General features: G+C 64.0%; 23 protein-coding genes. 10 read left to right on the top strand and 13 right to left on the bottom strand.

Annotated features, from left to right (window positions below; translation table 11 throughout):
* Window positions 1–13: 13 nt before the first annotated feature.
* Complete coding sequence (ppc, locus tag PG883_RS02860; protein WP_069651917.1) at window positions 14–2,647, bottom strand: phosphoenolpyruvate carboxylase; 2,634 nt, start codon at window positions 2,645–2,647, stop codon at window positions 14–16.
* 213 nt (window positions 2,648–2,860) lie between these two features.
* Window positions 2,861–4,006 carry an acetylornithine deacetylase gene (gene argE / locus PG883_RS02855; RefSeq protein ID WP_039040568.1) on the bottom strand — a complete coding sequence of 382 codons (1,146 nt, stop codon included), beginning with the start codon at window positions 4,004–4,006 and terminating at the stop codon, window positions 2,861–2,863.
* 261 nt (window positions 4,007–4,267) lie between these two features.
* Between argE and argC the strand changes: the two genes are divergently transcribed.
* The 5 genes from argC (at window position 4,268) to argH (ending at window position 9,901) form a co-directional block, all read left to right on the top strand.
* On the top strand, window positions 4,268–5,275 hold the full coding sequence (argC, locus tag PG883_RS02850) for an N-acetyl-gamma-glutamyl-phosphate reductase (RefSeq protein ID WP_042864921.1): 1,008 nt from the start codon (window positions 4,268–4,270) through the stop codon (window positions 5,273–5,275).
* Between the two features lie 23 nt (window positions 5,276–5,298).
* Entirely contained in the window at window positions 5,299–6,078 is a 780-nt protein-coding gene (gene argB / locus PG883_RS02845) for an acetylglutamate kinase (RefSeq protein WP_010675689.1), read from the top strand.
* A 25-nt stretch (window positions 6,079–6,103) separates the two neighbouring features.
* Window positions 6,104–7,021: an ornithine carbamoyltransferase gene (locus tag PG883_RS02840; RefSeq protein WP_010675688.1), complete on the top strand. Its 918-nt coding sequence runs from the start codon at window positions 6,104–6,106 to the stop codon at window positions 7,019–7,021.
* Between the two features lie 56 nt (window positions 7,022–7,077).
* Window positions 7,078–8,313 carry an argininosuccinate synthase gene (locus PG883_RS02835; protein ID WP_270806941.1) on the top strand — a complete coding sequence of 412 codons (1,236 nt, stop codon included), beginning with the start codon at window positions 7,078–7,080 and terminating at the stop codon, window positions 8,311–8,313.
* Window positions 8,314–8,515: 202 nt separating this feature from the next.
* Window positions 8,516–9,901 carry an argininosuccinate lyase gene (argH, locus tag PG883_RS02830; protein ID WP_268452232.1) on the top strand — a complete coding sequence of 462 codons (1,386 nt, stop codon included), beginning with the start codon at window positions 8,516–8,518 and terminating at the stop codon, window positions 9,899–9,901.
* Between the two features lie 107 nt (window positions 9,902–10,008).
* Here argH and PG883_RS02825 read toward each other — a convergent pair whose 3' ends face one another.
* Window positions 10,009–10,902: a LysR substrate-binding domain-containing protein gene (locus PG883_RS02825; RefSeq protein ID WP_268452234.1), complete on the bottom strand. Its 894-nt coding sequence runs from the start codon at window positions 10,900–10,902 to the stop codon at window positions 10,009–10,011.
* Window positions 10,903–10,998: 96 nt separating this feature from the next.
* On the opposite strand from PG883_RS02825, the gene PG883_RS02820 reads away from it, so the two are divergent.
* From PG883_RS02820 to PG883_RS02805, 4 genes are all read left to right on the top strand, one after another.
* Entirely contained in the window at window positions 10,999–11,325 is a 327-nt protein-coding gene (locus tag PG883_RS02820) for a carboxymuconolactone decarboxylase family protein (RefSeq protein ID WP_010675684.1), read from the top strand.
* Entirely contained in the window at window positions 11,316–11,708 is a 393-nt protein-coding gene (locus PG883_RS02815) for a tautomerase family protein (protein ID WP_268452236.1), read from the top strand. The genes PG883_RS02820 and PG883_RS02815 overlap by 10 nt, the downstream gene beginning before the upstream one ends.
* A complete protein-coding gene (locus tag PG883_RS02810) occupies window positions 11,705–12,229 on the top strand; it encodes a DUF4865 family protein (RefSeq protein ID WP_268452237.1) in 525 nt (174 codons plus the stop codon). Before PG883_RS02815 ends, PG883_RS02810 begins: the two co-directional genes overlap by 4 nt.
* A gap of 235 nt (window positions 12,230–12,464) precedes the next feature.
* Window positions 12,465–13,100: an FMN-binding negative transcriptional regulator gene (locus PG883_RS02805; RefSeq protein WP_268452238.1), complete on the top strand. Its 636-nt coding sequence runs from the start codon at window positions 12,465–12,467 to the stop codon at window positions 13,098–13,100.
* A 72-nt stretch (window positions 13,101–13,172) separates the two neighbouring features.
* Here the strand turns inward: PG883_RS02805 and PG883_RS02800 are convergent, their stop codons facing one another.
* From PG883_RS02800 to PG883_RS02755, 10 genes are all read right to left on the bottom strand, one after another.
* Window positions 13,173–13,634, bottom strand: a complete 462-nt coding sequence (locus PG883_RS02800; protein WP_268452240.1) for a hypothetical protein — start codon at window positions 13,632–13,634, stop codon at window positions 13,173–13,175.
* Window positions 13,635–13,834: 200 nt separating this feature from the next.
* Window positions 13,835–14,047 (bottom strand): hypothetical protein, encoded by a 213-nt coding sequence (locus tag PG883_RS02795; protein WP_041211694.1) that lies wholly within the window; start codon window positions 14,045–14,047, stop codon window positions 13,835–13,837.
* Between the two features lie 94 nt (window positions 14,048–14,141).
* Window positions 14,142–14,480: a DUF1294 domain-containing protein gene (locus PG883_RS02790; RefSeq protein ID WP_039040562.1), complete on the bottom strand. Its 339-nt coding sequence runs from the start codon at window positions 14,478–14,480 to the stop codon at window positions 14,142–14,144.
* Window positions 14,477–15,067 (bottom strand): sugar O-acetyltransferase, encoded by a 591-nt coding sequence (locus tag PG883_RS02785; RefSeq protein WP_104453223.1) that lies wholly within the window; start codon window positions 15,065–15,067, stop codon window positions 14,477–14,479. The genes PG883_RS02790 and PG883_RS02785 overlap by 4 nt, the downstream gene beginning before the upstream one ends.
* 89 nt (window positions 15,068–15,156) lie before the next feature.
* Window positions 15,157–16,416: an MgtC/SapB family protein gene (locus tag PG883_RS02780; RefSeq protein ID WP_270806940.1), complete on the bottom strand. Its 1,260-nt coding sequence runs from the start codon at window positions 16,414–16,416 to the stop codon at window positions 15,157–15,159.
* A 219-nt stretch (window positions 16,417–16,635) separates the two neighbouring features.
* Window positions 16,636–17,472 (bottom strand): transporter substrate-binding domain-containing protein, encoded by an 837-nt coding sequence (locus PG883_RS02775; protein WP_270806939.1) that lies wholly within the window; start codon window positions 17,470–17,472, stop codon window positions 16,636–16,638.
* Window positions 17,469–18,230: an amino acid ABC transporter ATP-binding protein gene (locus tag PG883_RS02770; RefSeq protein ID WP_270806938.1), complete on the bottom strand. Its 762-nt coding sequence runs from the start codon at window positions 18,228–18,230 to the stop codon at window positions 17,469–17,471. The genes PG883_RS02775 and PG883_RS02770 overlap by 4 nt, the downstream gene beginning before the upstream one ends.
* Window positions 18,227–18,889 carry an amino acid ABC transporter permease gene (locus tag PG883_RS02765; RefSeq protein ID WP_065017296.1) on the bottom strand — a complete coding sequence of 221 codons (663 nt, stop codon included), beginning with the start codon at window positions 18,887–18,889 and terminating at the stop codon, window positions 18,227–18,229. Before PG883_RS02765 ends, PG883_RS02770 begins: the two co-directional genes overlap by 4 nt.
* 74 nt (window positions 18,890–18,963) lie before the next feature.
* On the bottom strand, window positions 18,964–19,629 hold the full coding sequence (locus PG883_RS02760; RefSeq protein ID WP_194760338.1) for an amino acid ABC transporter permease: 666 nt from the start codon (window positions 19,627–19,629) through the stop codon (window positions 18,964–18,966).
* On the bottom strand, window positions 19,626–20,837 hold the full coding sequence (locus PG883_RS02755) for a threonine synthase (protein WP_270806937.1): 1,212 nt from the start codon (window positions 20,835–20,837) through the stop codon (window positions 19,626–19,628). The genes PG883_RS02760 and PG883_RS02755 overlap by 4 nt, the downstream gene beginning before the upstream one ends.
* Window positions 20,838–21,052: 215 nt before the next feature.
* Between PG883_RS02755 and PG883_RS02750 the strand changes: the two genes are divergently transcribed.
* On the top strand, window positions 21,053–23,200 hold the full coding sequence (locus tag PG883_RS02750; protein WP_270806936.1) for a prolyl oligopeptidase family serine peptidase: 2,148 nt from the start codon (window positions 21,053–21,055) through the stop codon (window positions 23,198–23,200).
* Window positions 23,201–23,371 lie beyond the last annotated feature (171 nt).

Genomic DNA, 23,371 nt, shown 5'->3' with positions numbered 1-23,371 from the left:
CAACGGTCCGGGATCAGCCGGTGTTGCGCATGCCGGCGGCGATGCCGGCGATGGTGACCATCAGCGCCTGATCCAGCTCGGGGTGCAGGGTCTCCGGGTGGTTGCGGGAGCGATTGAGCAGCTCGGCCTGCAGCACGTTGAGCGGGTCGGTGTAGGGGTTGCGCAGCTTGATGGACTCCTTGATCCAGGGCTGATCGTCCAGCAGGTCGCCCTGCGGGCGCAGTTTCAGCACCACCTCGATGGAGTCGGCAAGCTCCTGACGCAGCTGCTTGCCGAGTGCCCACAGGTTCTCCGGCACCAGGCGGGTGTCATAGTATTCCGCCAGCCAGAGGTCGGCCTTGAGGAACACCATCTCCAGCATTTCGAGACGGGTGCGGAAGAAGGGCCACTGGCGGCTCATCTCGTCCAGCACGCTCTTCTGGCCGTCGTCGATGGCCTGTTGCAATCCCTTGTGGGCGCCGAGCCAGGCCGGCAGCATCAGCCGGTTCTGGGTCCAGGCGAAGATCCAGGGGATGGCGCGCAGGCTCTCGACACCGCCGTTGGGCTTGCGCTTGGCTGGGCGGGAACCGAGCGGCAGCTTGCCGAGCTCCATCTCCGGGGTGGCGGCACGGAAGTAAGGCACGAAGTCCGGGTGACCGCGCACGATACTGCGGTAGTGATCGCAGGAGACAGACGCCAGCTGCTCCATCACGGCGCGCCAGCTCTCTTTCGGCTTGGGCGGCGGCAGCAGGTTCCCCTCCAGCACGGCGCTGGTGTAGAGGTTCAGGCTCTGGATGGCCACCTTCGGCAGGCCGAACTTGAAGCGGATCATCTCTCCCTGTTCGGTGACCCGCAGGCCGCCGCGCAGGGATCCCGGGGGTTGGGAGAGGATCGCCTGATGGGCGGGGGCGCCGCCACGGCCGACGGTACCGCCACGGCCATGGAACAGGGTGAGGCGGATGTTGTTGGCTTCAGCCAGCGCCACCAGGGATTCCATGGCGGCGTACTGGGCCCAGCCAGCGGCCATCATGCCCGCATCCTTGGCGGAGTCGGAGTAGCCGATCATCACGTACTGACGGCCCTGGATGTAACCGCGATACCAGTCCACCGACAGCAGGCGTTCCATCACGGCGGTGCCCGCCATCAGGTCTTCCTGGGTCTCGAACAGCGGGGCAACCGGCATGCGGAACTTGCAGCCAGCTTCCTTCAGTAACAGCTGGACCGCCAAGACATCGGACGGGGCACCGGCCATGGAGATGATGTAGATGCCGAACGCATCGGGGTCGTGCTGGGCGATGACGCGACAGGTGTCGATGGTCTCGCGGGTCTCGGCACTGGGATCCCAGTCGCTCGGGATGAGGGGGCGGCGGGAGTTCAGCTCGCGCAGCAGGAAGGCCTGCTTGTCCTCTTCGCTCCACTCGGCGTAGTCGCCCACACCCAGGTAGCGGGTCAGCTCGGAGAAGACCTGGCCGTGACGCTCGCCATCCTGACGGATGTCCAGCTTGACCAGGTGGATGCCGAAGCAGGCCAGCTTGCGCAGCACGTCCAGCAGCATGCCGTCGGCGATATTGCCCATGCCGCAGGCGTGCAGGGAGTGGTAGCAGAGCTCCAGGGGCTCGCGCAGCTGGGCGGTGCTCTTGACCAGATCCCGGCTCTCGCTCGCCTGGCCCTGTACCTTGGCGGTCAGGTACTCCTGGGTCTCGCGCAGCTGCTCGCGCAGCTCACGCACCAGGGCGCGATAGGGCTCGGGATTGTCGCCGACCCGGGCACGCACGGCGTCGGTGCAATCGGCCATGGAGAGCTCGGAGGTAAGCTCCTTGATGTCCTTGTAGAACAGGCTCACCGCCATCCAGCGGCCCAGCTCCAGCACTTCGGCGGTCACCTTGGCGGTGACGAAGGGGTTGCCGTCGCGGTCACCGCCCATCCAGGAGGTGAACTTGACCGGCGCGGCGTCCAGCGGCAGCCGCACACCCAGATGGTGTTGCAGGCGCTCGTCCAGATTGCGCATGAATTCGGGGATGGCCGGCCACAGGCTGTTTTCCACCACGGCGAAGCCCCACTTGGCTTCGTCCACCGGGGTCGGGCGCTGTTCGCGGATCTCGTTGGTGTGCCAGGCCTGGTTGACCAGTTGCTCGATGCGACTCTGGATCTTGTCCCGCTCGCGGGGCAGCAGATCGGACAGTTCCAGCGCCTCGAGGCAGTCGTTGAGCTGCACGTGCTTGTGGATCAGGGTACGACGGGTCACCTCGGTGGGGTGAGCGGTCAGCACCAGATCGATGTCCAGCTCGCGCACGGCCTGGATGATGGCCTCCTGGGACAGGTTGGAGGCTTTCAGCTTGTCGAACATCTGCTCCAGCGGGTCCGGGGTGCAGACCTGCTCTTCGCAGCGACGGGAGATGGTGTGGAACTGCTCCGCCACGTTCGCCAGGTTGAGGAACTGGCTGAAGGCACGGGCCACGGGCAGCAGTTCGTCATCGGAGAGGGTACGCAGGGTGTCGAGCAGGCGCTCTCTGTCTGTCTCGTTTCCCTTGCGGGAAGACTTGGCCAGTTGGCGAATGGTCTCAATCTTGTCGAGGAAGGCCTGCCCCTGATGATCCTTGATGGATTTACCCAGCAGTTGGCCCAACATGCCTACGTTGGCCCGTAGTGCGGCGTACTTTTCGTTCATTCCACATCCTTATTTTGTTGGTGCCTCCTGACCTTCCAGGCGGGAGGCGACCTCACTTATTGTTGTGCGATTACAACATATGCTCCGTCATCTTAGGGGGACAATCTACCCAGATTGTCTGCGCAAGGTCAAATAACAAGCCGATTCAGAACATGTATTTCCCTCACCTGTCCCAAGGCGCCTGTCATGTAACTTACTTACATCCCTGTTTGGCTAGACGCAGAAGCGCCGGATCAGGTGCTGCAGCACCGCCGTGGTCGGTTTGACGAACGACAGATCCAGGTATTCATCGGGCTGGTGGGCCTGGGTGATATGGCCTGGGCCCATCACTATGGTCTCGCAACCCAGCTGCTGGATAAAGGGGGCTTCGGTGCAATAGTTCACGGACTCGGCGGCCCGGCCGCTCGCCTTTTCCGCCTCCCGCACCAGCTCGGAATCATCCTGGCAGGCATAGGCCGGAATGGGTTCGTGCAGGTGCTGCAGGTGCAGGCAGCCGGGCTGGTGGATCTCGATGGGGGAGAGCGCCTCTTTCAACATGCCCATCAGCTCGTCGGGACCCACCTGCGGGGTGGGCCTCATGTCGATGTGAAGCTCGCAGCAGCCGCAGATGCGGTTCGGGCTGTCGCCCCCCTGGATGTAGCCGAGGTTCAGGGTGGGCTGGGGCACGGCGAAGCGGTGATCCGCGTACTTCTCCTTCAGATCCTGCTGGAGCCTGAGCACCTGACCCATGGCCTTGTGCATGATCTCCATGGCATTGACGCCGTTGGCGGGATCCGAACTGTGGCCGCTTCGGCCTGTGATGCGAATGGCTTCCGACATGTGGCCCTTGTGGGCCACCACGGGCACCAGCCCGGTGGGTTCACCGATCACCGCGTAGTCGGGTTTGAGTTCGGCTGCGGCGGCGATGGCGCGGGCCCCAGCCATGGTGGTCTCTTCATCGGCGGTGGCCAGGATGCGCAGCGGCTTGCTCAGGGTCTTGAGGTCGACCTCCTTGAGCGCTTCCACGATAAAGGCGAAGAAGCCCTTCATGTCGATGGTGCCGAGCCCGTACAGGCGGTTGCCCTCTTCGGTCACCTTGAAGGGGTCTTTGGTCCAGGCTCCTTCATCGAAGGGAACCGTATCCGTGTGGCCCGCCAGCAGCAGCCCCCCTTCTCCCTGACCATAGGTCGCCACCAGGTTGAACTTGCCCGGCAGATCCGGCAGGGCCGTCACCTCGCATTGGAATCCAAGCTGGCCGAACCAGTCGGCCAGCAGCCGGATCACCGCCTCGTTGCTCTGATCCCAGCGAGTATCCGTGCTGCTGATAGAGGGAATCGCAATAATATTCTTATAAAGTGAAAAAAAATCCAGTTTGGCCATCAGCTCCTCCTTGCGTCCCCGGAGTGTTTCTGTTAGAAAATACAAATGCAAAGTGAGTGCATGAATATTCTGTTCGAGTGCTCATCGACAAGGCCTCTAGTTGTAAGGGAAAGTTAATGTTCTGTCACCTGATCTGTAACCGACGACGCATATCCGCCTGAATTGCCCCTCCGCACTCGTTGCATCAAAGGGGCGATAGCCGACCCCTTGCACCGCAGCACCATGCTGTGAATTTCGAACCCAGACTTGGAATACTCAAACATGCTTAAGACCGTTATCGTCGGTGCCAGTGGCTACGCGGGGGCCGAACTGGCCGCTCTGGTCCAGAACCATCCACAACTCGAGCTGTTCGGCCTCTATGTTTCCGCCGGCAGCCAGGACGCCCACAAGCGCTTCTCTTCCCTGCATCCCCAATGGGTGGGCAAGCTGGATCAGCCGCTGCTGCCCCTGGACGAAGACGGCATGACCCGGATCCTGACCCAGGCCGATCTGGTGGTGCTGGCCACTGCTCACGAGGTGAGTGCGGAACTCGCGCCCAAGTTCCTGGCCAAGGGGTTGCCGGTGTTCGATCTCTCCGGTGCCTTCCGGGTCAACGATCAGCAGTTCTACTCCTCCTTCTACGGCTTCACCCACGAGAATGAGCAGTGGCTGGAGCAGGCCGCCTACGGTCTGGCCGAGTGGAATGCCGATGCCGTCAAGGCCGCCCAACTGATTGCCGTGCCGGGATGTTACCCGACCGCCTCCCTGTGCGCTCTCAAGCCGCTGCAACAGGCCGGGCTGATTGCCCAGGGATGGCAGCCCATCATCAATGCGGTTTCCGGCGTCTCCGGGGCCGGTCGCAAGGCCGCCATCAACACCAGTTTCTGCGAAGTGAGCCTCAATCCCTACGGCACCTTCAATCACAGGCACCAGCCGGAGATCAGCCACCACCTCGGCAAGGAGGTGCTGTTCCAGCCCCACCTCGGCAACTATGTGCGGGGCATCCTGGCCACCATCTATGTGCAACTGGCGGAAGGGGTGACGCACACCCAGGTGGATCAGGCCTACCTCAAGGCCTACGAAGGCAAGCCCCTGGTACGCCTCACCGGCCAGATGCCCTCCATCCGCGGCGTGGCGAGCACACCCTACTGCGACATCGCCTGGCAGCAGCAGGGCAACATGCTGGTGGTGGTTTCTGCCATCGACAACCTGCTCAAGGGGGCCGCCTCGCAAGCCATGCAGTGCATAAATATCAAGTTTGGTTTTGAACCGGCCACCGGCCTGATTTAACGCTTTAAGAAAGGATCGAGAAGATGGACAAGCAGACGCTGGTAATCAAGTTGGGTGGTGCCCTGATCGAGAACGACGAGGCCCTGACCGCCCTGTTCGCCACCCTGAAGACCTTCCTGGATGATCAGCACCGTCCTCTGGTGCTGGTGCACGGTGGTGGCTGCCTGGTGGACGACCTGCTCAAGGGGCTGGGCATGACCTCCACCAAGAAGAACGGCCTGCGGGTGACCCCGTTCGAGCAGATCCCCGTGATTGCCGGTGCCCTGGCCGGGACCGCCAACAAGATGATGATGGCCAAGGCCATCTCCACCGGCATTCCTGCTGTGGGTCTGTGCCTCGCCGACGGCGGTCTGTGCCAGGTGACCCAGCTCGATCCGGATCTCGGTGCGGTCGGTGACTGCAAACCGGGCAACCCGGCGCTGGTGGCCGGCATCCTGGGGCAGGGCTTCCTGCCGGTGGTGAGCTCCATCGGCATCACCGCCGACGGACAGATGATGAACGTCAATGCGGATCAGGCGGCCACCGCCATCGCCGAAGCGCTGGGCGCCGATCTGGTGATGCTGTCGGATGTGAGCGGCATTCTGGATGGCAAGGGCAAGCTGGTGCCGCAACTGGACAAGCAGAGCGCGCTGGACCTGATGGAGAAGGGCGTTATCACGGACGGCATGGCCGTCAAGGTGAAAGCCGCCCTGCACGCCGCCGAAACCCTGGGCAAGCCGGTCTGTGTCGCCAGCTGGCGCTACCCGGATCAGCTGCTCAAGCTGCTGGCTGGCGGCGCGGTCGGCACCCAGGTCACCCTCTGATCTCCACCGGGAAAAGGACAATCCGATGCAACATCTTCTGAAAGACAGTGATTTAAGCAAGGCCCAGATCGAGGCGCTGCTGGCGCTTGGTAAAGCGGTCAAGGCCGATCCGAAGAAATACAGCCAGGCCCTGGCGGGCAAGAGCGTGGTCACCCTGTTCGAGAAGCCCTCCCTGCGTACCCGGGTCACCTTCGACATCGGCATCGCCAAACTGGGTGGTCACAGCGTCTATCTGGATCAGCAGAACGGCGCGCTCGGCAAGCGGGAGTCGGTGAAGGATTTCGCCAGCAACCTGTCCCGCTGGTGTGACGCCATCGTCGCCCGGGTGTTCGATCACCAGACCCTGGTCGAGCTGGCCGAGTTCGGCTCGGTGCCTGTGGTCAACAGCCTGTGCAACCTCTACCACCCCTGCCAGGGGCTGGCGGATTTCATGACCATCAGCGAGCACTACAGCGATCTGTCCAAGGTGAAGCTGGCCTATCTCGGCGATGGCAACAACGTGAGCCACTCCCTGCTGCTGCTGGGGGCGACCCTCGGCACCGACGTGACCCTGGTCTGCCCGAAAGGTCATGGCCCGGATACCCAGATCTTCCTGCAGGCCCAGGCGCTGGCAGCTCAATCTGGCGCGACCATACATATCAGCGATGATGTCGCGGATATCGAAGGCTTTGACGTGGTTTATACCGATACCTGGGTTTCCATGGGTGACAACACACCAATGGAGCAGGTAAAAGATATCTTCATGCCTTATCAGATCAACCAGGCCCTGCTCGATCGGACCGGCATCCAGCATGTGCTGCACTGCCAGCCGGCGCACCGGGAGCTGGAGATCACCTCGGAGGTCATGGACGGCCCAGCCTCCCTCATCATGGATGAGGCAGAAAACCGGATGCATATCCAGAACGCCGTGCTGCTGACCCTGTTCGGACAGGGCCAGAAGTAATCCGGCAACCGACCCGGAATCACCCCTTTTTATCGAATCATCACGGAGAGAAGTAAATGAGCGGAATCAACAAGATCGTACTGGCTTACTCGGGCGGACTGGATACCTCGGCCATCATTCCCTGGCTGAAGGAGCACTATGACGCTGAAATCATCGCCTTCGTCGCCGACGTGGGCCAGGAGCGTGACGATCTGGAAGGTATCGAGCAGAAGGCCATCGCCTCCGGCGCGGTCAAGTGCATCGTCAAGGATCTGCGGGAAGAGTTCGTCAAAGAGTACGTCTACCCGACCCTGAAGACCGGCGCCGTCTATGAAGGCACCTACCTGCTGGGTACCTCCATGGCCCGTCCGGTGATCGCCAAGGCGATGGTCGAGGCTGCCCTGGCGGAAGGGGCTGATGCCATCTCCCACGGTTGCACCGGCAAGGGCAACGACCAGGTGCGGTTCGAAGGTGCGGTGGCTGCCCTGGCTCCCCAACTGAAAGTGATCGCCCCCTGGCGGTTGTGGGACATGCGTTCCCGGGAAGATCTGCTGGCCTATCTGGAATCCCGCAACATCCCCTGCAAGGCGACCCTGAAGAAGATCTACAGCCGCGACGCCAACGCCTGGCACATCTCCACCGAGGGTGGCGAGCTGGAGAGCACCTGGAACGAGCCGTCCGAAGCCGTCTGGCAGTGGACCGTCTCTGCAGAGGATGCCCCGAACGAGCCGGAATACGTCAAGCTGACCGTGGCCAAGGGCGAAGTGGTCGCCGTTGACGACCAGCCGCTCAGCCCGCACCAGATCCTGACCACCCTGAACGAGCGTGCCGGCAAGCACGGTGTGGGCCGGATCGACATCACCGAGAACCGGATGGTGGGCATGAAGTCCCGTGGCTGCTACGAGACCCCGGGTGGTACCGTGATGGTTGCCGCACTGCGCGCCGTGGAAGAGCTGGTACTGGACAGACCGACCCGCGCCTGGCGGGAAAAACTCGGCGCCGAGTTCTCCCACCTGGTGTATGACGGTCGCTGGTTCACCCCGCTGTGCAAGGCCATCGTCGCCTCCGCCAACGCCATCGCCGAGGAGCTCGACGGTGAAGTGGTGCTGAAGATGTACAAGGGTCAGGTCACCGCGGTGCAGAAGAAGTCGCCGAACAGCCTCTACTCCGAAGACTTCGCCACCTTCGGTGCCGACGAAGTGTACGACCAGAGCCATGCCGAAGGCTTCATCCGTCTCTACACCCTGGCGAGCCGGATCCGCGCCATGAAAGAGCAGCATCAAGCCATCGGTGGCGACCATACCCACGGCTAAGCAAGCGCTATCACCCGTTGATACGAGGGGGCATGGCCCCCTCTTTTACAGGCAGAGAGGCCCTTTGCCATCCTCATCGGGTGTGACGAGAGCGGCTGCGCCCTGGCCGCTTCTGTGAGATAACAGGCTCGCAGAAAAACAGGGCAAGATTTCAAGTTCGACGGCGCAAGGCGCCGCCGACAACGCATTCAAGGAGAGCAGTATGGCACTTTGGGGTGGACGCTTCAGTCAGGGAGCCGATAGCCGGTTCAAGCAGTTCAACGATTCGCTGCGGTTCGACTACCGTCTGGCGGAGCAGGATATTCAAGGCTCCATGGCCTGGGCCAAAGCGCTGGTCAAGGTGGGGGTGTTGACCGAGGGTGAGCAGGCTCAGTTGCAGCAGGCGATGGAGGTACTGCTCGCCTCCGTGCAGCAGGATCCCCAGCAGATCCTGAACTCGGACGCCGAAGACATCCACTCCTGGGTCGAGAGCCAGCTCATCGACGCCGTCGGCGCCCTTGGCAAGAAGCTGCACACCGGTCGCTCGCGCAACGATCAGGTCGCCACTGACCTCAAACTCTGGTGCAAGGCACAGGGCGAGCTGCTGCTCGGCTCCATCACCGCCCTGCAACAGGGGCTGGTGGCCTCCGCCCGTGCCAACCAGGCCGCGGTACTGCCGGGTTACACCCACCTGCAGCGTGCCCAGCCGGTCACTTACGCCCACTGGGCCCTGGCCTATGTGGAGATGCTGGAGCGGGACCATTCCCGTCTGCAGGATGCCCTCAAGCGCCTCGACACCAGCCCCCTCGGCTGCGGCGCCCTGGCGGGCACCGCCTATGCCATCGACCGGGAAGCCCTGGCGCTCGACATGGGCTTTAGCGGCGCCACCCGCAACAGCCTGGATTCGGTCTCCGATCGGGATCACGTGGTGGAGCTGATGCACGTGGCGTCGCTTTCCATGACCCACCTGTCGCGGTTTGCCGAAGATCTCATTTTCTACAACACCGGCGAAGCCGGTTTTGTGGAGCTATCCGATGCGGTGACCTCAGGCTCGTCCCTGATGCCCCAGAAGAAGAACCCGGACGCGCTGGAGCTCATTCGTGGCAAGACCGGCCGGGTGGTCGGCGCCCAGATGGGCATGCTGATGAGCCTCAAGGCGCTACCGCTGGCCTACAACAAGGACATGCAGGAAGATAAAGAGGGGCTGTTCGACGCCCTCGATACCTGGCACGACTGCCTCGACATGGCGGCGCTGGTGCTCATCGATCTGAAGGTCAATGGCGAGCGCACCATGGCAGCGGCCCAGGGCGGCTACGCCAACGCCACCGAGCTGGCGGACTATCTGGTGGCCAAGGGGATTCCGTTCCGTGAGGCGCACCATATCGTCGGCGAGACCGTGGTCTATGCGATCCAGGTGAAAAAGCCCTTGGAAGAACTCTCCCTCCCCGAGTTCCAGCGCTTCAGCCCCGTGGTGGGGGAGGATGTTTACCCGAACCTGGAGCTTGAAGCGACTCTGGCCAAGCGGGTCGCCAAGGGAGGCGTCGCTCGCGAGCAGATAGAGGCAGCCCTCACCGCCGCCGAAGCCTGGCTGGCCAAACGGGCGGGTTAAGCCAACCGGCTCGCCATTGGAATTAGAAGGCAGAACGGCAACCCCAGGGTTGCCGTTTTTTTTATGGGCACGCCTCGGCGCCGTAGGGCGCGTTGACCAGGCGCTGTTCAGCCCCTTTGTCCGGCGCTGGCCTGATGCACGGCGTCCGTGAGCAGTCGTTGCAACTGGCGTCTGGCCTCGTCGGTTTCATGGCTGGCGGCGAGTAGCACCACCCCCAGGGAGCCCGGTGAGGGCAGCACGCCGCCGAGTGTGGCGAGACTGGCCGGCATGCCGATGGGGGAACGCACCGTGATCCCTAGCCCGGCCTGCACGGCGGCCCAGATCCCGCCCAGGCTCTGGCTGGTGAAGGCGATCCGCCAGGGGATCCCGGCATCGTCGAGGGCGCGGATGGCCCGCGCCCGCATCAGGCAAGGGGCATCGAAGAGCACCAGGGGCAGGGGCTCCCCGCACGCGAGCAAAGGGGCGAGGTCCCACTCGGGGTGGGCAATCCAGGCCAGTTGCACCACCTCGATGAGGGGAAGATCCTCCCGCTCTCCCTGTGGCTGCCAGGCGAGAGCCATGTCGAGGGTGCCCTCCCTGATCCCCTGCACCAGGGCCCCGTTGCGATCGATGCGGGTCGTCATGCGCAGGGCCGGGTGCTGGCGACAGAGGGGCCCCAGCACGGCGGGGAGCAAAGATTCACCGAAGTCCTCCTGCACCCCGAGCCGGATCTCCCCTTGCAGCAATTCCCCTTTGAGGGCGAGCACGGCTTCGTCATTGAGCGCCAGCAGCCGCTTGGCGTAGCCCAGCAGGCGCTCACCGCTGGCTGTCGGCACCAGGTGACGTCCCTGCTTCATGACCAGATCGGTGCCGCACTGCTGTTCGAGTTTTTTCAACTGGGCGCTGACCGCCGAGGTGGAGCGACACAGCCGCTGCGCCGCCAGCGCAAAGCTGCCGCACTCCAGCCCCAGCACGTAGCTGCGCAGGGCATCGAGATCCAGGCTGGGGGGAAGGGGTGACATAACTATCCTTATAATCGGGATGATTGGTCTTGAATATTTCGATTTTTTAAATTGTAGCAGTGAGGGAGAGTGGCTTCATCCACCAAGGAGATTGCCATGACACCCGATGTTCCCGATCGCGCCACCCTGGCGCAGCTTGCCCCCCGACTCGCCCGACTGGCGGAAGAGACGCTGTTTGGCGATATCTGGCAGCGCCCCACCCTCTCGGCCCGCGAGCGCAGCCTGATCACCCTGGCCATCCTGGCGTCCCTGGGCCGGGTGCAACAACTGCCCTGGCATATTGCATTCGCCCGGCAAAACGGCCTGTCCCGGGATGAGCTGGAAGAGCTGTTCACCCATCTTGCCTTCTACGCCGGTTTGCCCGCCGCAGTGACAGCCGTGGGTTATCTGCCCCCCCGCGAGGAGGTGACCCCATGCCGCTGACCCGCATCACCCTGTGCGAGGGGATGAGCGACGCACACCTGCAACAACTCAGCGCCCTCTACCACCAGACCCTGGTGGAGGTGTTCGAGGTGCCGCCGAAGGATAAATTCCAGATCCTCGAGATCTTGCCTGCCAGTGCGCTCATCTATGACCCCCACTACCAGACCGGCCGCCGGGACCAGGGTTTCATCCTCTTCCAGATCCTGGCGGGCAAGGTGCGTAGCACCGCGACCAGGGAGCGGCTTTATGCACGTCTCGCCGAGCGCCTTGAGGCCGAGCTTGGGATCCATCCCGACAACCTCATGGTGGTGATCCAGCAGACCGATGCCGAGGCGTGGAGTTGCGGCCAGGGCCGGATGTTCAGACAGGAGGTGGCCTCATGATCGCCATGCACTACCGATTCACCCTGCCCGCTGACTACGACATGGCGCTGATCGAGCAGCGGATCGCCAGCAATGGCGCCAGACTGGACGGCTTTCCCGGTCTGTTGTTCAAGGCCTATCTCTACAGCCGTCAGGACGATGGGGCCCTGCCGGGGCAGGAGAACCGCTATGCCCCCTTCTATGTGTGGCACAGCGCCGAGGCGATGCACCGATTCCTGGCAAGCGAGGGATTCGCGGCGCTCACCCGGCATTTCGGCTGGCCCCGCATCGAGACCTGGCATCTGCTGCGGGCGCCGGATCCGGCCTCCCTCGACGGGGCTTGCATGGCCATGCTGCGGCGCACCAAGGTCGCTTCCCACGGCCAGCTGGCCGACCTGCACGGCGAGGCCATGGTGAGCGGCTGGGACCTCACCCGATGGGAATGGCTGGAGGCGGATTTGCTCCCGTCCTTCTCATCGCCCTTGCCTGGCGGGGGCGAGATCTACCGTATCGGCTATCTGGCGAAGGGGAGAGGGGAGTAAAGCGGAATTATCTTTGTCATTGAGGTTGTTTTTCCATTCACTTGGGCTGTTAAAGTGATATTTGTACCGTGAACATAGGGTGTTATATCTCGCCTGTGGATGATGATGTGGCATTGCGTCCACCTGCGGCAATGAACTGGCTCAGTGGGGCACATTCAGGGTGACGGCCCGCGCCGGGCAGGGCATGATCCCGCTGCAATGCGTATGGACGCGTCTACCGGATCAAGGAGTTCCCATGTACCTGCCACCCCATTTCGCCGTTACCGACCCCGAGGCGCTGCACCAGCTGATGCAGGCGCACCCCCTGGGGGCCCTGATCACCTGTGGTGAAGGGGGGCTGGACGCCAACCACCTGCCGTTCGAGTTCGATGGGGCGCAGGGGGACCACGGGGTGCTGCGGGCCCATGTGGCCCGCAACAACCCGCTTTGGCAGGAGGTGAAAGAGGGCGACGAGGTGCTGGTGATCTTCCGCGCCGCCGAGGGTTATATCTCCCCCAGCTGGTATCCGGGCAAGCAGGTGCATCACAAGCAGGTGCCCACCTGGAACTATGCCGTGGTGCACGCCCATGGCCGTGTCCGGGTGAGGGACGATGCCCGCTTCGTGCGTCGCCTGCTCGCGACCCTGACCCGTACCCACGAGGCGGGAGAGTCCATTCCCTGGAAGATGGCGGATGCACCGCGAGACTATCTCGAGACCATGGTGCAGGCCGTGGTGGGCATAGAGATCGAGATTGAGCGGCTGGTCGGCAAGTTCAAGCTGGGTCAGAACAAGGAGGCGGCGGATCGCCTGGGAGCGGCCAATGCCCTGCAGGACCGCGGGCAGACCGCGCTGGCCGGCGCCATGCTGAACCCGCCCCCTTCACAGCCCTAGCGTGGCACCCAGGGAGCTGCCCGACAAAAACGGCAACCTAATGGTTGCCGTTTTTCATGGTTCCACACCCGCTCACGCGCTGGCATTGAGCAGCTTGCCGACACCTTCCCCCGGGCCCTGGGTCAGGGTCTGCTTGAAGGCGTAGAGCAGCTGATCGAGGTTGAGGTCGCTGTTGCCCAGGGAGCCCTTGAGGGTGTCGAGCTCGCTCTGCAGCGCATCGAGGCGGGTGCTCTGGGTGCCGTCTGCCAACTGGGTGCGGGCGGCATTGATGGCCTGGGGCAGGGGCTGACCCGAGGATTCCTGACCCAGGGTCTGCATCAGCGCCCCCATGAAGTGGTTGATGGCGGGGCGGTTCTGCTCGCTGTCAGCCTCCTGGATGCCGAGGCGCTGGAACAGGCTCTGCACCGTGGGGGCAAGGTGCGCTTCCTGCACGACAGGCTCGGTCTGGGCGGGCGGCGTGCTGTCGCCCAGCAGCTTGCTGCCCAGCTTGAGGGCAAGGGAGGCGAGGGGAAGCAGGGTGCCGATGGCGATCATGATGTCACTCTCCGTACGACTGATGTCATGACGGAGCAGGGATCGGGCCAGCTTGGCGAACATTCAACCGAAAAATGGCAGGGGATTGATCCTGCTGTGAATTTCGTTTTTGCCAGGCGGAGGACGGGCGGGGGCGAGCGGGGGCGGCGGCAAACCCTTGCAGCCCGGGGGCTGGCCGGTTTGCCGCCCGGCTTGCCGGATCAGAGCTCCTTGAACGGGCGGCGCTTCTCCTCCTCGATGACGATGGCCTCCAGATTGGCGATGCGCTCCTGCAACTCCTTGATGATCATGTCCTGCTTGCCGAGACGGTCGGTAATGCGGGCATCCCCCATCTGGTAGCGGGCGCGTTTGGTGAGATAGCTGAACGACACGCTGATAAAGACGATCAGGACGATACCTGTCCACATGGTCATGAATGACTCCTTTCAAGATTTGAACGAGAGGATCTGTCTCCCGCGCTATCGTTGTCTCATACCCGACCTTGGGCGGCAATGCCTGCCTGGTTGTTCAGAGCGGCCAGAGCGGCCAGCCGAGCCAGATCCCGAGCAGCAGCAACTGCCCCCAGACGATGGCCCAGAACCGCAGGCGGTAGCTCCCTTTCTGGGTCTTGTGGCGCAGCCACTGGCGGGCGACCAGGGCGCCGGGCCAGCCGCCGCACAGCTCAAGCAGATGCAGGCGGGCCTCGGGCACGCGCCAGCCGCCACGAATGGCCTGGCGTTTGTCCCAGGCGTAGACGACCAGGGTCAGCAGGCTCATCAGCAGGATCAGGGCCAGCGGCCACCAGTTGGCATCGTGCGCGCCGAGCCAGCCTGCCCAACCCAAAGGCAGCAGGGCAAGGGCCATCATGACAGGCACGCCGGATCCCGAGTCTCGCCCGGTTGTAGCGTGCGGATCACCCGGGCCGGATTGCCCACCGCCAGGGAGTCCGCCGGGATGTCCCGGGTGACCACGGCGCCAGCCCCTATGATGGAGCGGGGCCCTATGGTGACGCCTGGGCAGATGATGGCCCCGCCGCCAATCCAGCAGTCATCGCCGATCCGCACCGGCTTGTTGTAGGCGGTCCAGTTGCGTCGCTCCAGATAGTCCATGGTGTGGGTGGCGGTGTAGATCTGCACGTTGGGGGCCAGCAGCACATGGTTGCCGATGTGCACCTCGCCCACGTCGAGTATGGTGACGTTGAAGTTGAAGAAGGTCTTCTCTCCGATGTGGATGTTGCGGCCGAATTCGCAGGTGAAGGGGGTGCTGATCCAGCAGGAGTCGGGACAGTGGGCGAAGAGGTCGCGGCAGATCTGCTGGCGCAGGACGTGATCCCCCGCCGGTGAGGCGTTGAGTCGGCTCAGCAGCGCCTGGCCGCGAATGCGGTCGTTCGCTATCTCCTCGCTCTGGCTGTCCAGGGCGCCCCCAGCCAATACCTTGTCCCAGTCGCTTGCCATGGTTATCTCCTCCTGCTGCAAGAGGGGGCAGTATACGCGACAAGGGGAGGGGGTGTCAGAGTGCCGGGCCCGTCAGGTGATCCCCGTCATCATGTCATCAGGACAAGGGGCAGGATGAGCAGGATGGAGACGAGGTAGGGGAGCAAGACCCGCCGCCCCAGGCTGCGTCCGCCAATCACCAGTGCCAGCACTCCTTTCACCAGGGAGTTGACCAGCCCGGCGAGCAGTATGCCCCTGGCCGCCACCTCCAGGGCCAGCTCCTTCTGGGCGAGCTGGGAGAGGGAGAGGGTGATGGCGTCCACGTCCGTGATGCCGGAGACCAGCGACAGCAGATAGACCCCGGAGTTGCCCACCTTGCTTTGCAGCAGGGTGGCCATGAAGCCGATGAGGGCGAGCAGCAGACCGAACTTGATGGCGGTGGCGAGATCCAGCGGGTTGCGGGTTTCGGGCTGTACCGGGCCGTCCGGCATCTCTTCCCGCTGGCGCCAGAACCAGAAGGCAAAGCCGTAGACGATGGCTGCCAGCAGCAGCAGGGGGACAGCCAGACGCAGCGCCAGCTCTCCGTGGATGATCAGCACCAGTGCCAGCAGCCTGAGCCACATGGTGGCCCCCGCCAGCAGGATGCCGGTGGCCAGCAGCCGCTCCAGCCCTCCCTGCTCCTTGTTGAGGCGGGCAAATTGCAGGGTGAGGGCGGTGGAGGAGGCGAGCCCCGCCAGCATGCTGGTGAGCACCAGCCCGGAGCGGGTGCCGAGCAGGCGCACCGCGAAGTGACCACAGAACGAGATGCCGGCAATCACCACCACCATGAGCCAGATCTTGAAGGGATTGAAGGCATTGAGGGGACCCATCTCCGCATCCGGCAGCACCGGCAGCAGCACCAGAGAGATGAGCAGAAAACGCAGGGTGGCGTGAAACTCCATTTCGCTCAAGAACAGCATCCCCTGCTGGATCTTGCCCTTGAGCCCCATCAGGAGGGCCGCCAGCACGGCGCAGGCCACCGCCTCGCTCGGGCTCTGCAGCACCGACATCAGCCCCAGCAGGTAGGTGAGCACCATGGCTACCGAGCTGGTGAGGCCGAACTCCCCCTGCCAGCGCTGGGCCAGCCAGACCGAGAGGCCGCACCCCGTCACCACGGTCAGCAGACCGAGCAGGGCCAGCCAGGCGCCCAGGGTGGGCAGCAGCAGGGCGCAGACCCCGCCGAGCAGACCGATGAGGCCATAGGTGCGCATCCCGGCGATGCGCTGGTTGTCTCCGAGCTGGCGCACCTGCCAGCCCCGCTCCAGCCCGATGATGAGCCCGATGGCCAGGGACACCAGGGCGCCGTAGACGGGCTCGGCCTCTATCCACATGGGTTTCTCCTCCCGCTGCCGTTTCAGTGAGGATGGCACAGGGCATCCCGGGGCAGGGGGAGCTGGCTCACAGAGCTGGTGTCCCGTCTGCCGGGGTCTTGCAAACAAAAAAAGGCGCCACCTGGAGGGGGCGCCTGGAAAGGTCAAACCTTGCGGTTTGCAGACCAACGGAACCAAAGATCACACACTTCACACTCAGCACTGCTGTGGGGGCAGGGCTCAACCCTGCCACTTGCCTCCTTCCACTATCACGTCGTTGGGATCGGTATCGGCGCTAAGCTTGTCGCGCACATACTGGTCGTAGAGTTTGAGCAGGTACTTCTCTTCCCCCAGCTTGGCGAGACGGTTGTTGACCCAGTCACGCAGCTCGATATTGCCCTTCTTCACCGCCGGGGCGATGGGGTCTTCCGAGCCCAGCTTCTCGGGCAGCACCCGATAGCCCGGGTTCTCCTTGGCCCAGCTGAACAAGACCAGGTTGTCCTGGGCGTAGGCGTCGCCGCGGCCCTGGGCCAGGGCCTGCAGGGATTCGGTGTTCTTCTCGAACTTGAGCACCTTCCAGTCCGGGTGGTTGCGGGTCAGCCAGATGTCGGCCGTGGTGCCGGTGGTGACGATAAGCCGCTTGCCGGCCAGATCGTCGAGCTTCTTGGCGTCGCTGCCTTCCGGCACCAGCACCTGCACCGCGACCTTGAGGTTCGGGTTGGTGAAGTCCACCACCTGCCGCCGCTCCGGGGTCACCGTCATGTTGGCGAGGATCAGATCCACCTTGTCGCTCTGCAGGAAGGGGATGCGGCTGGCGGGCTCCACCGCCACGAACTCGACCTTGTTTTCGTCCCCCAGCAGATCCTTGGCGAAGCGGCGGCCGAGATCGGTGTCAAAGCCGACGTAGTTGCCCTTCTCGTCCACATAGCCAAACGGCGGCTTGTCGGTGAAGACGCCGACGATGAGCTTGTCCCGCGCCTTGATCTTGGCGAGGGAACCGTCTTCTGCCTGGGCGGCGCCGCTGGCGAGGCCCAGGCCGATGAGGGCGCTAAACAGGACCGAGGTAATTATCTTCATGCTGACTCCTTTCGTTTGCTGACAGTTGTATAAGAAAACTTGGCGAGGAACTGGCGGGCACGCTGGCTGCGCGGGCTCTCGAAAAACTGATGGGGCGCGGCCTGCTCCAGGATGTGGCCGCCGTCCATGAAGACAATGCGATCCGCCACCGCCTGGGCGAAGGCCAGCTCGTGGGTGACGACAAGCAGGGTCATGCCGCTGCCGGCGAGATCCCGGATCACCTCCAGCACCTCCTGTACCATCTCGGGATCCAGCGCAGCGGTCACCTCGTCAAACAGCATCACCTGGGGGTTCATGCACAGGGCCCGCACGATGGCGATGCGCTGCTGCTGGCCGCCGGAGAGCTGGCGCGGATAGTCATGGCGCCGCTCCCACAGGCCGATGCGGGTCAGCAGCTGTTCCGCCTGCAGCAGGGCCTCGGCCCGCTCCCGCTTCTGCACCTGCACAGGGCCGAGCAGCACGTTCTCCAGCACCGTCAGGTTGGGGAAGAGGTGATAGCTCTGGAACACCATGCCGATGCGCTGGCGCAGCCGCTGCCAGTCGGTGCTGGCATCCAGCAACTCTCCGTCGAAGCGAATGTCCCCCCCCTGAATCGGTTCGAGCCCGTTGAGGGTGCGCAGCAAGGTGCTCTTGCCGCAGCCGCTCGGCCCCAGGATGACGATCACTTCCCCGGCGTTCACCGTGAGGCTGACCTCGTCCAGTACCCGGTGTTGGCCGAATTGTTTGCTGACAGCATTGAGCTCAAGCAGAGGTGTCATACCGCATTACCCCATTGTTGCTCCAGCCGGCGCGAGGCGAGCGAGAGCGGATAGCAGACCAGAAAGAAAAACAGGAACAGCAGACCGTAGATGAGCAGCGAGCCATAGGTGCGCTCGATGATCTGCTGGCCCACCTTGATCACCTCCACCACCCCGATCAGCACCGCCAGCGAGCTGGTCTTGATGATGCGGGTGTAGATGTTGATGGTCGGCGGCGTCAGCCGTTGCAGCGCCTGGGGCAGCAGCACGTGGCGATAGAGCTGCCAGCGGGAGAGCCCGAGCGCCAGGCCGGCCTCCTGCTGGCCGCGGGCGAGGGACTTGAGACCGCCGCGCACAACTTCGCCTACCTCGCTGGCCCCCCACAGGGCCAGCACCAGCACGGCACACCAGAAGGCCGGGATATCCAGGCCAAAGAAGATCGGCAACCCGAAGAAAAAGAGATAGAGCCACACCAGCACGGGCACCACCCGAAACAGCTCCAGATAAACCCGCAGTGCTCCCCGAGTCAGCCTTCCCCCTTGCTGGGCCAGCACGCCGTAACCGACCCCGCCCAGGGTGGCGAACAGGATGGCGAGCAGGGAGATGGCGAGGGTCTGACCCGCGCCCACCGCCAGCAGCGGCAGCGCCTGCGTCAGCTGTTCAGTGACTGGACTGGCCATAGTGATCCCTCCTTTCCTCTGCATGGGTGGCGAGTGACGGCGGCAGCTGGAAAATAGGTGCCTGCATCAGTTGCTCAATGACCGAACTGACCATGTTGCAGCCTCCTTTCAACGACGCGCAGGGCAAGGGAGAGCGGCAGAAAGATCAGCACGCACATCAAGGTCAGCACCGCCAGCATCTCGTAGGTCTTGTAGTAGAGGGCGATGTAGTTCTTGGTGGTGTAGAGGAGCTCGGGCACCGCCACCGCCGAAGCCACCGTGGTCTCTTTGAGCAGAAAGATGAAGTTGGCAAACAGCGCCGGCAGGCTGGCGAGCCAGGCCTGGGGCAGCTGGACGTGGCGCAGCAGCTGCCAACGGGAGAGGCCGATGGCCCGGCCTGCTTCCAGCTGGCTGGGGGGGATTGCCTGAACGCCTGCCCGCAGCGCCTCGGTGAGGTAACCGCCACCGAGGAAGGTCATGGCGATCACCGCCGTGGCAAAGCCGGAGAGCGAGATGCCGAGCGCCGGCAGCCCGAAGTAGAGAAAGAACAGCTGGATCAAGAGCGGCGTGTTGCGGGCCAGCTCCACATAGGCGCGGATCACCCCGTTCAGCCAGGGCTTGTGCAGGCTTTGCAGCGTCACGTTGAGTATCGCCACGGCGAGCGAGGTGAGGATCACGATGGCGCCGAGCTGCAAGGTGACCCAGACCGATTGGCCGAACGCCGGCAGGGTGGTGAGAACAAAGGACCAGTCGAAGCTCATGCCGGGATCCTCCCGTCGCGGCGCAGCCGCTGGGGCACGACCGTGATGGCGTCAGGGTACTTGATGCCGGCGCCGGTGTTGAGCACCACCACCCGCTCGCCCCCCCGTATCCAGCCCGCTTCCCGCAGCTGGCGGGCGGCGGCGAAGGCGGCCGCCCCTTCCGGGCAGACGAAGCTGCCTTCGCGCGCGGCGAGCTGTCGGATCTCGCGCTGGATGGCGCTATCGTCCACCGCGACGGCGCACCCCTCGGTGCGATAGAGGGCGTCCAGCACCAGAAAGTTCCCCAGCGCCTTGGGCACGTTGATGCCAAAGGCGAGGGTCTGGGAATCGGGCCAGAAGCGCGATTCGCGCTCCCCCTGCTGCCAGGCCTGGACGATGGGGGCGCAGCCGCTCGCCTGCACCGCCACCAGTCGCGGCAGCGGCCCCTTGACCCAGCCCAGCTCCTGCAACTCCCGCAGCGCCTTGTAGATGCCGATGAGACCAACCCCGCCGCCGGTGGGGTAGAGGATGACGTCCGGCAGAGTCCAGCCGAGCTGCTCGGCGATCTCCAGCCCCATGGTCTTCTTGCCCTCGATGCGATAGGGCTCCTTGAGGGTGGAGGCATCGAACAGCCCCTGCTCGGCCACCGCCTCGGCCACCTGGCGACCGGCGTCGCTGATGAGGCCATCCACCAGATAGAGGCGGGCACCGGCCAGCGAGGTCTCCAGTCTTGTGATGGCGGGTGCCGCCTGGGGCATGACTATGGTGCTGCGCAAGCCGGCGCGGGCGCCGTAAAGCGCCCAGGCCGCACCGGCGTTGCCGTTGGTGGGCATGGCGAAGTGGGTGATGCCGAGCTCCCGGGCGCGGGAGACGCCGACCGCGGCGCCGCGGGCCTTGAAAGAACCGGTGGGGATGATGCTCTCATCCTTCATCCAGAGATCCGGAATGCCGATCTGTTTGCCGAAAGCGGGCAGGGGCAGCAGAGGGGTGAAGCCTTCCCCCAGGGTGATCACCTGGGCGGGGTCGCGCACCGGCAGCAGCTCGTGGTAGCGCCACAGGCTGGCGGGGCGCCCCAGCAGCGCGGCCGGGTGCCAGGCCTGTTTCAGGGCCTCGAGGTCGTAACTGGCCAGCAAGGGGGCACCGACCGGGCTCAACTGCTGGGGCTGATCGGCATCCACTATCTCGCCGGTCTTGCTGCAACGCAGATGTGATAGGTAGCTGTACGGCATGCTTTATCCTGAATGGCTCACGTTGGCTGGTGTCTTATTCCATCCTGTGACCCAAGGGCCGGATAACAAACAAAATAAAGCGGCAAACTTAAGCGAAAAAATTCATATGGCTCCCCCGTGTCGGCGGGCCATCCTCTGCCACCGGTCGGGGGGTTGGGCCATCCGGCGCGCTTTGTTAACCTGCCCGCTCACTCAAACCGCAGGGAGCCGCCTCGATGCGAGCCATTGTCAGCCTGCTGGCCCTGTCACTGCTCTGTGCGTGCAGCGGCCAGCCAACCAGAGAGGATGCCATGTCAGGGAATACGCGCCTTCACTACCCCGTCACCCGCCAGGGTGAGCAGGTGGATCACTATTTCGGCCAGGCCGTGGCCGACCCCTATCGCTGGCTGGAGGATGATCGCAGCCCCGAGACGGAGGCCTGGGTCAAGGCCCAGAACCGGGTGACTCAGGGTTACCTGGCGCAGATCCCGTATCGCGCCGCCATCAAGGAGAAGCTGGCCGCCTCCTGGAACTACGCCAAGGAGGGGGCGCCGTTTCGCGAGGGGCGCTACCACTACTTCTTCAAGAACGACGGCCTGCAGAACCAGAACGTGCTGTGGCGCCAGCTGGAGGGCAAGCCGGCCGAGGTGTTCCTCGATCCCAATACCCTCAGCCCCGACGGCACCACGGCGCTGGATCAGCTGAGCTTCTCCCGTGATGGCCGCATCCTGGCCTACTCCTTGTCGCTGGCGGGCAGTGACTGGCGCGAGATCCACCTGATGGACGTGGAGAGCAAGCAGCCGCTGGAGGCGCCCCTCAAGGACGTGAAGTTCAGCGGCATCAGCTGGCTCGGCAACGAGGGCTTCTTCTACTCGAGCTACGACAAGCCGGATGGCAGCGAGCTGTCGGCCAAGACCGATCAGCACAAGGTCTATTTCCACCGGCTCGGCACGGCGCAGGAGGATGACCGGCTGGTGTTCGGCGCCATCCCGGCCCAGCACCACCGCTACGTGGGGGCGACCGTCACCGAAGATGACCGCTTCCTGCTCATCTCGGCGGCGAACTCCACCTCCGGCAATCGCCTCTATGTGAAGGATCTGAGCCAGGAGAACGCGCCGCTGCTGACGGTGCAGGGGGATCTGGAGGCGGACGTGAGCCTGGTGGACAACCAGGGCAGCACCCTTTACCTGCTGACCAACCGGGACGCCCCCAACCGCCGGCTGGTGACGGTGGATGCCGCCAACCCGGGGCCGGCCCGCTGGCGGGATCTCATCCCCGAGCGTCAGCAAGTGCTGACGGTGCACAGCGGCAGCGGCTACCTGTTCGCCGAATACATGGTGGATGCCACCGCCCGGGTCGAGCAGTTCGACTACGAAGGCAAGCGGGTGCGCGAGGTGGTGCTGCCCGGCCTTGGCAGCGTCAGCGGCTTCAACGGCAAGCACGATGATCCCGCCCTCTACTTCGGCTTCGAGAACTATGCCCAGCCGCCGACCCTCTACCGATTCGAGCCCAAGAGCGGCGCCATCAGCCTCTATCGCGCCTCGGCTGCGCCGTTCAAACCGGAGGATTACGTCTCCGAGCAGCGCTTCTACCAGAGCAAGGACGGCACCCGGGTGCCGCTCATCATCAGCTACCGCAAGGGCCTCAAGCTTGATGGCAGTAATCCGACCATCCTCTACGGCTACGGCGGTTTCGACGTGAGCCTGACCCCGAGCTTCAGCGTGTCGGTAGCCAACTGGCTGGATCTGGGGGGCGTCTATGCGGTGGCCAACCTGCGCGGGGGCGGCGAGTACGGCCAGGCCTGGCACCTGGCGGGCACCCAGCAGAACAAGCAGAACGTGTTCGACGATTTCATCGCGGCGGCCGAGTACCTCAAGGCCGAGGGCTACACCCGCACCGATCGGCTGGCGATCCGCGGTGGCTCCAACGGCGGTCTGCTGGTGGGGGCGGTGATGACCCAGCGGCCGGATCTGATGCGGGTCGCCCTGCCGGCGGTGGGGGTGCTCGACATGCTGCGCTACCACACCTTCACCGCCGGGGCGGGCTGGGCCTATGACTACGGCACCAGCGCCGACAGCGAGGCGATGTTCGACTACCTGAAGGGCTACTCGCCCCTGCACAACGTCCGGCCCGGGGTCAGCTACCCCTCGACCCTGGTGACCACGGCGGATCACGACGATCGGGTGGTGCCGGCCCACTCCTTCAAGTTTGCCGCCACCCTGCAGGCCGACAATGCCGGCCCCCATCCCCAGCTCATCCGCATCGAGACCAATGCCGGGCACGGGGCGGGCACGCCGGTGGCCAAACTTATCGAGCAGAGTGCGGACATCTATGCCTTCACCCTGTACGAGATGGGCTACAGGGAGCTGCCGCGTCAGCCTTGATCCGGGCGAGACGGGCGCCAGCCATCCACTATCATCAGGGCCCTGCGGGGCCCTTTTTATGGTTCTTCGCGGGATCCTGGGAAAGTGGAAGTTGACAGACAGGGTGCTGGTAAACTGGCTGTCTCCAAACACACCACCACCATCACCCTGCTGTCGCCGTGCATCATATTG

The organism is Aeromonas sp. QDB25 (assembly GCF_027707725.1).
Lineage (GTDB): Bacteria > Pseudomonadota > Gammaproteobacteria > Enterobacterales > Aeromonadaceae > Aeromonas > Aeromonas caviae.
The sequence above is the reverse complement of the archived record's forward strand: the minus strand, read 5'-3'. Positions and strand labels throughout refer to the sequence as shown.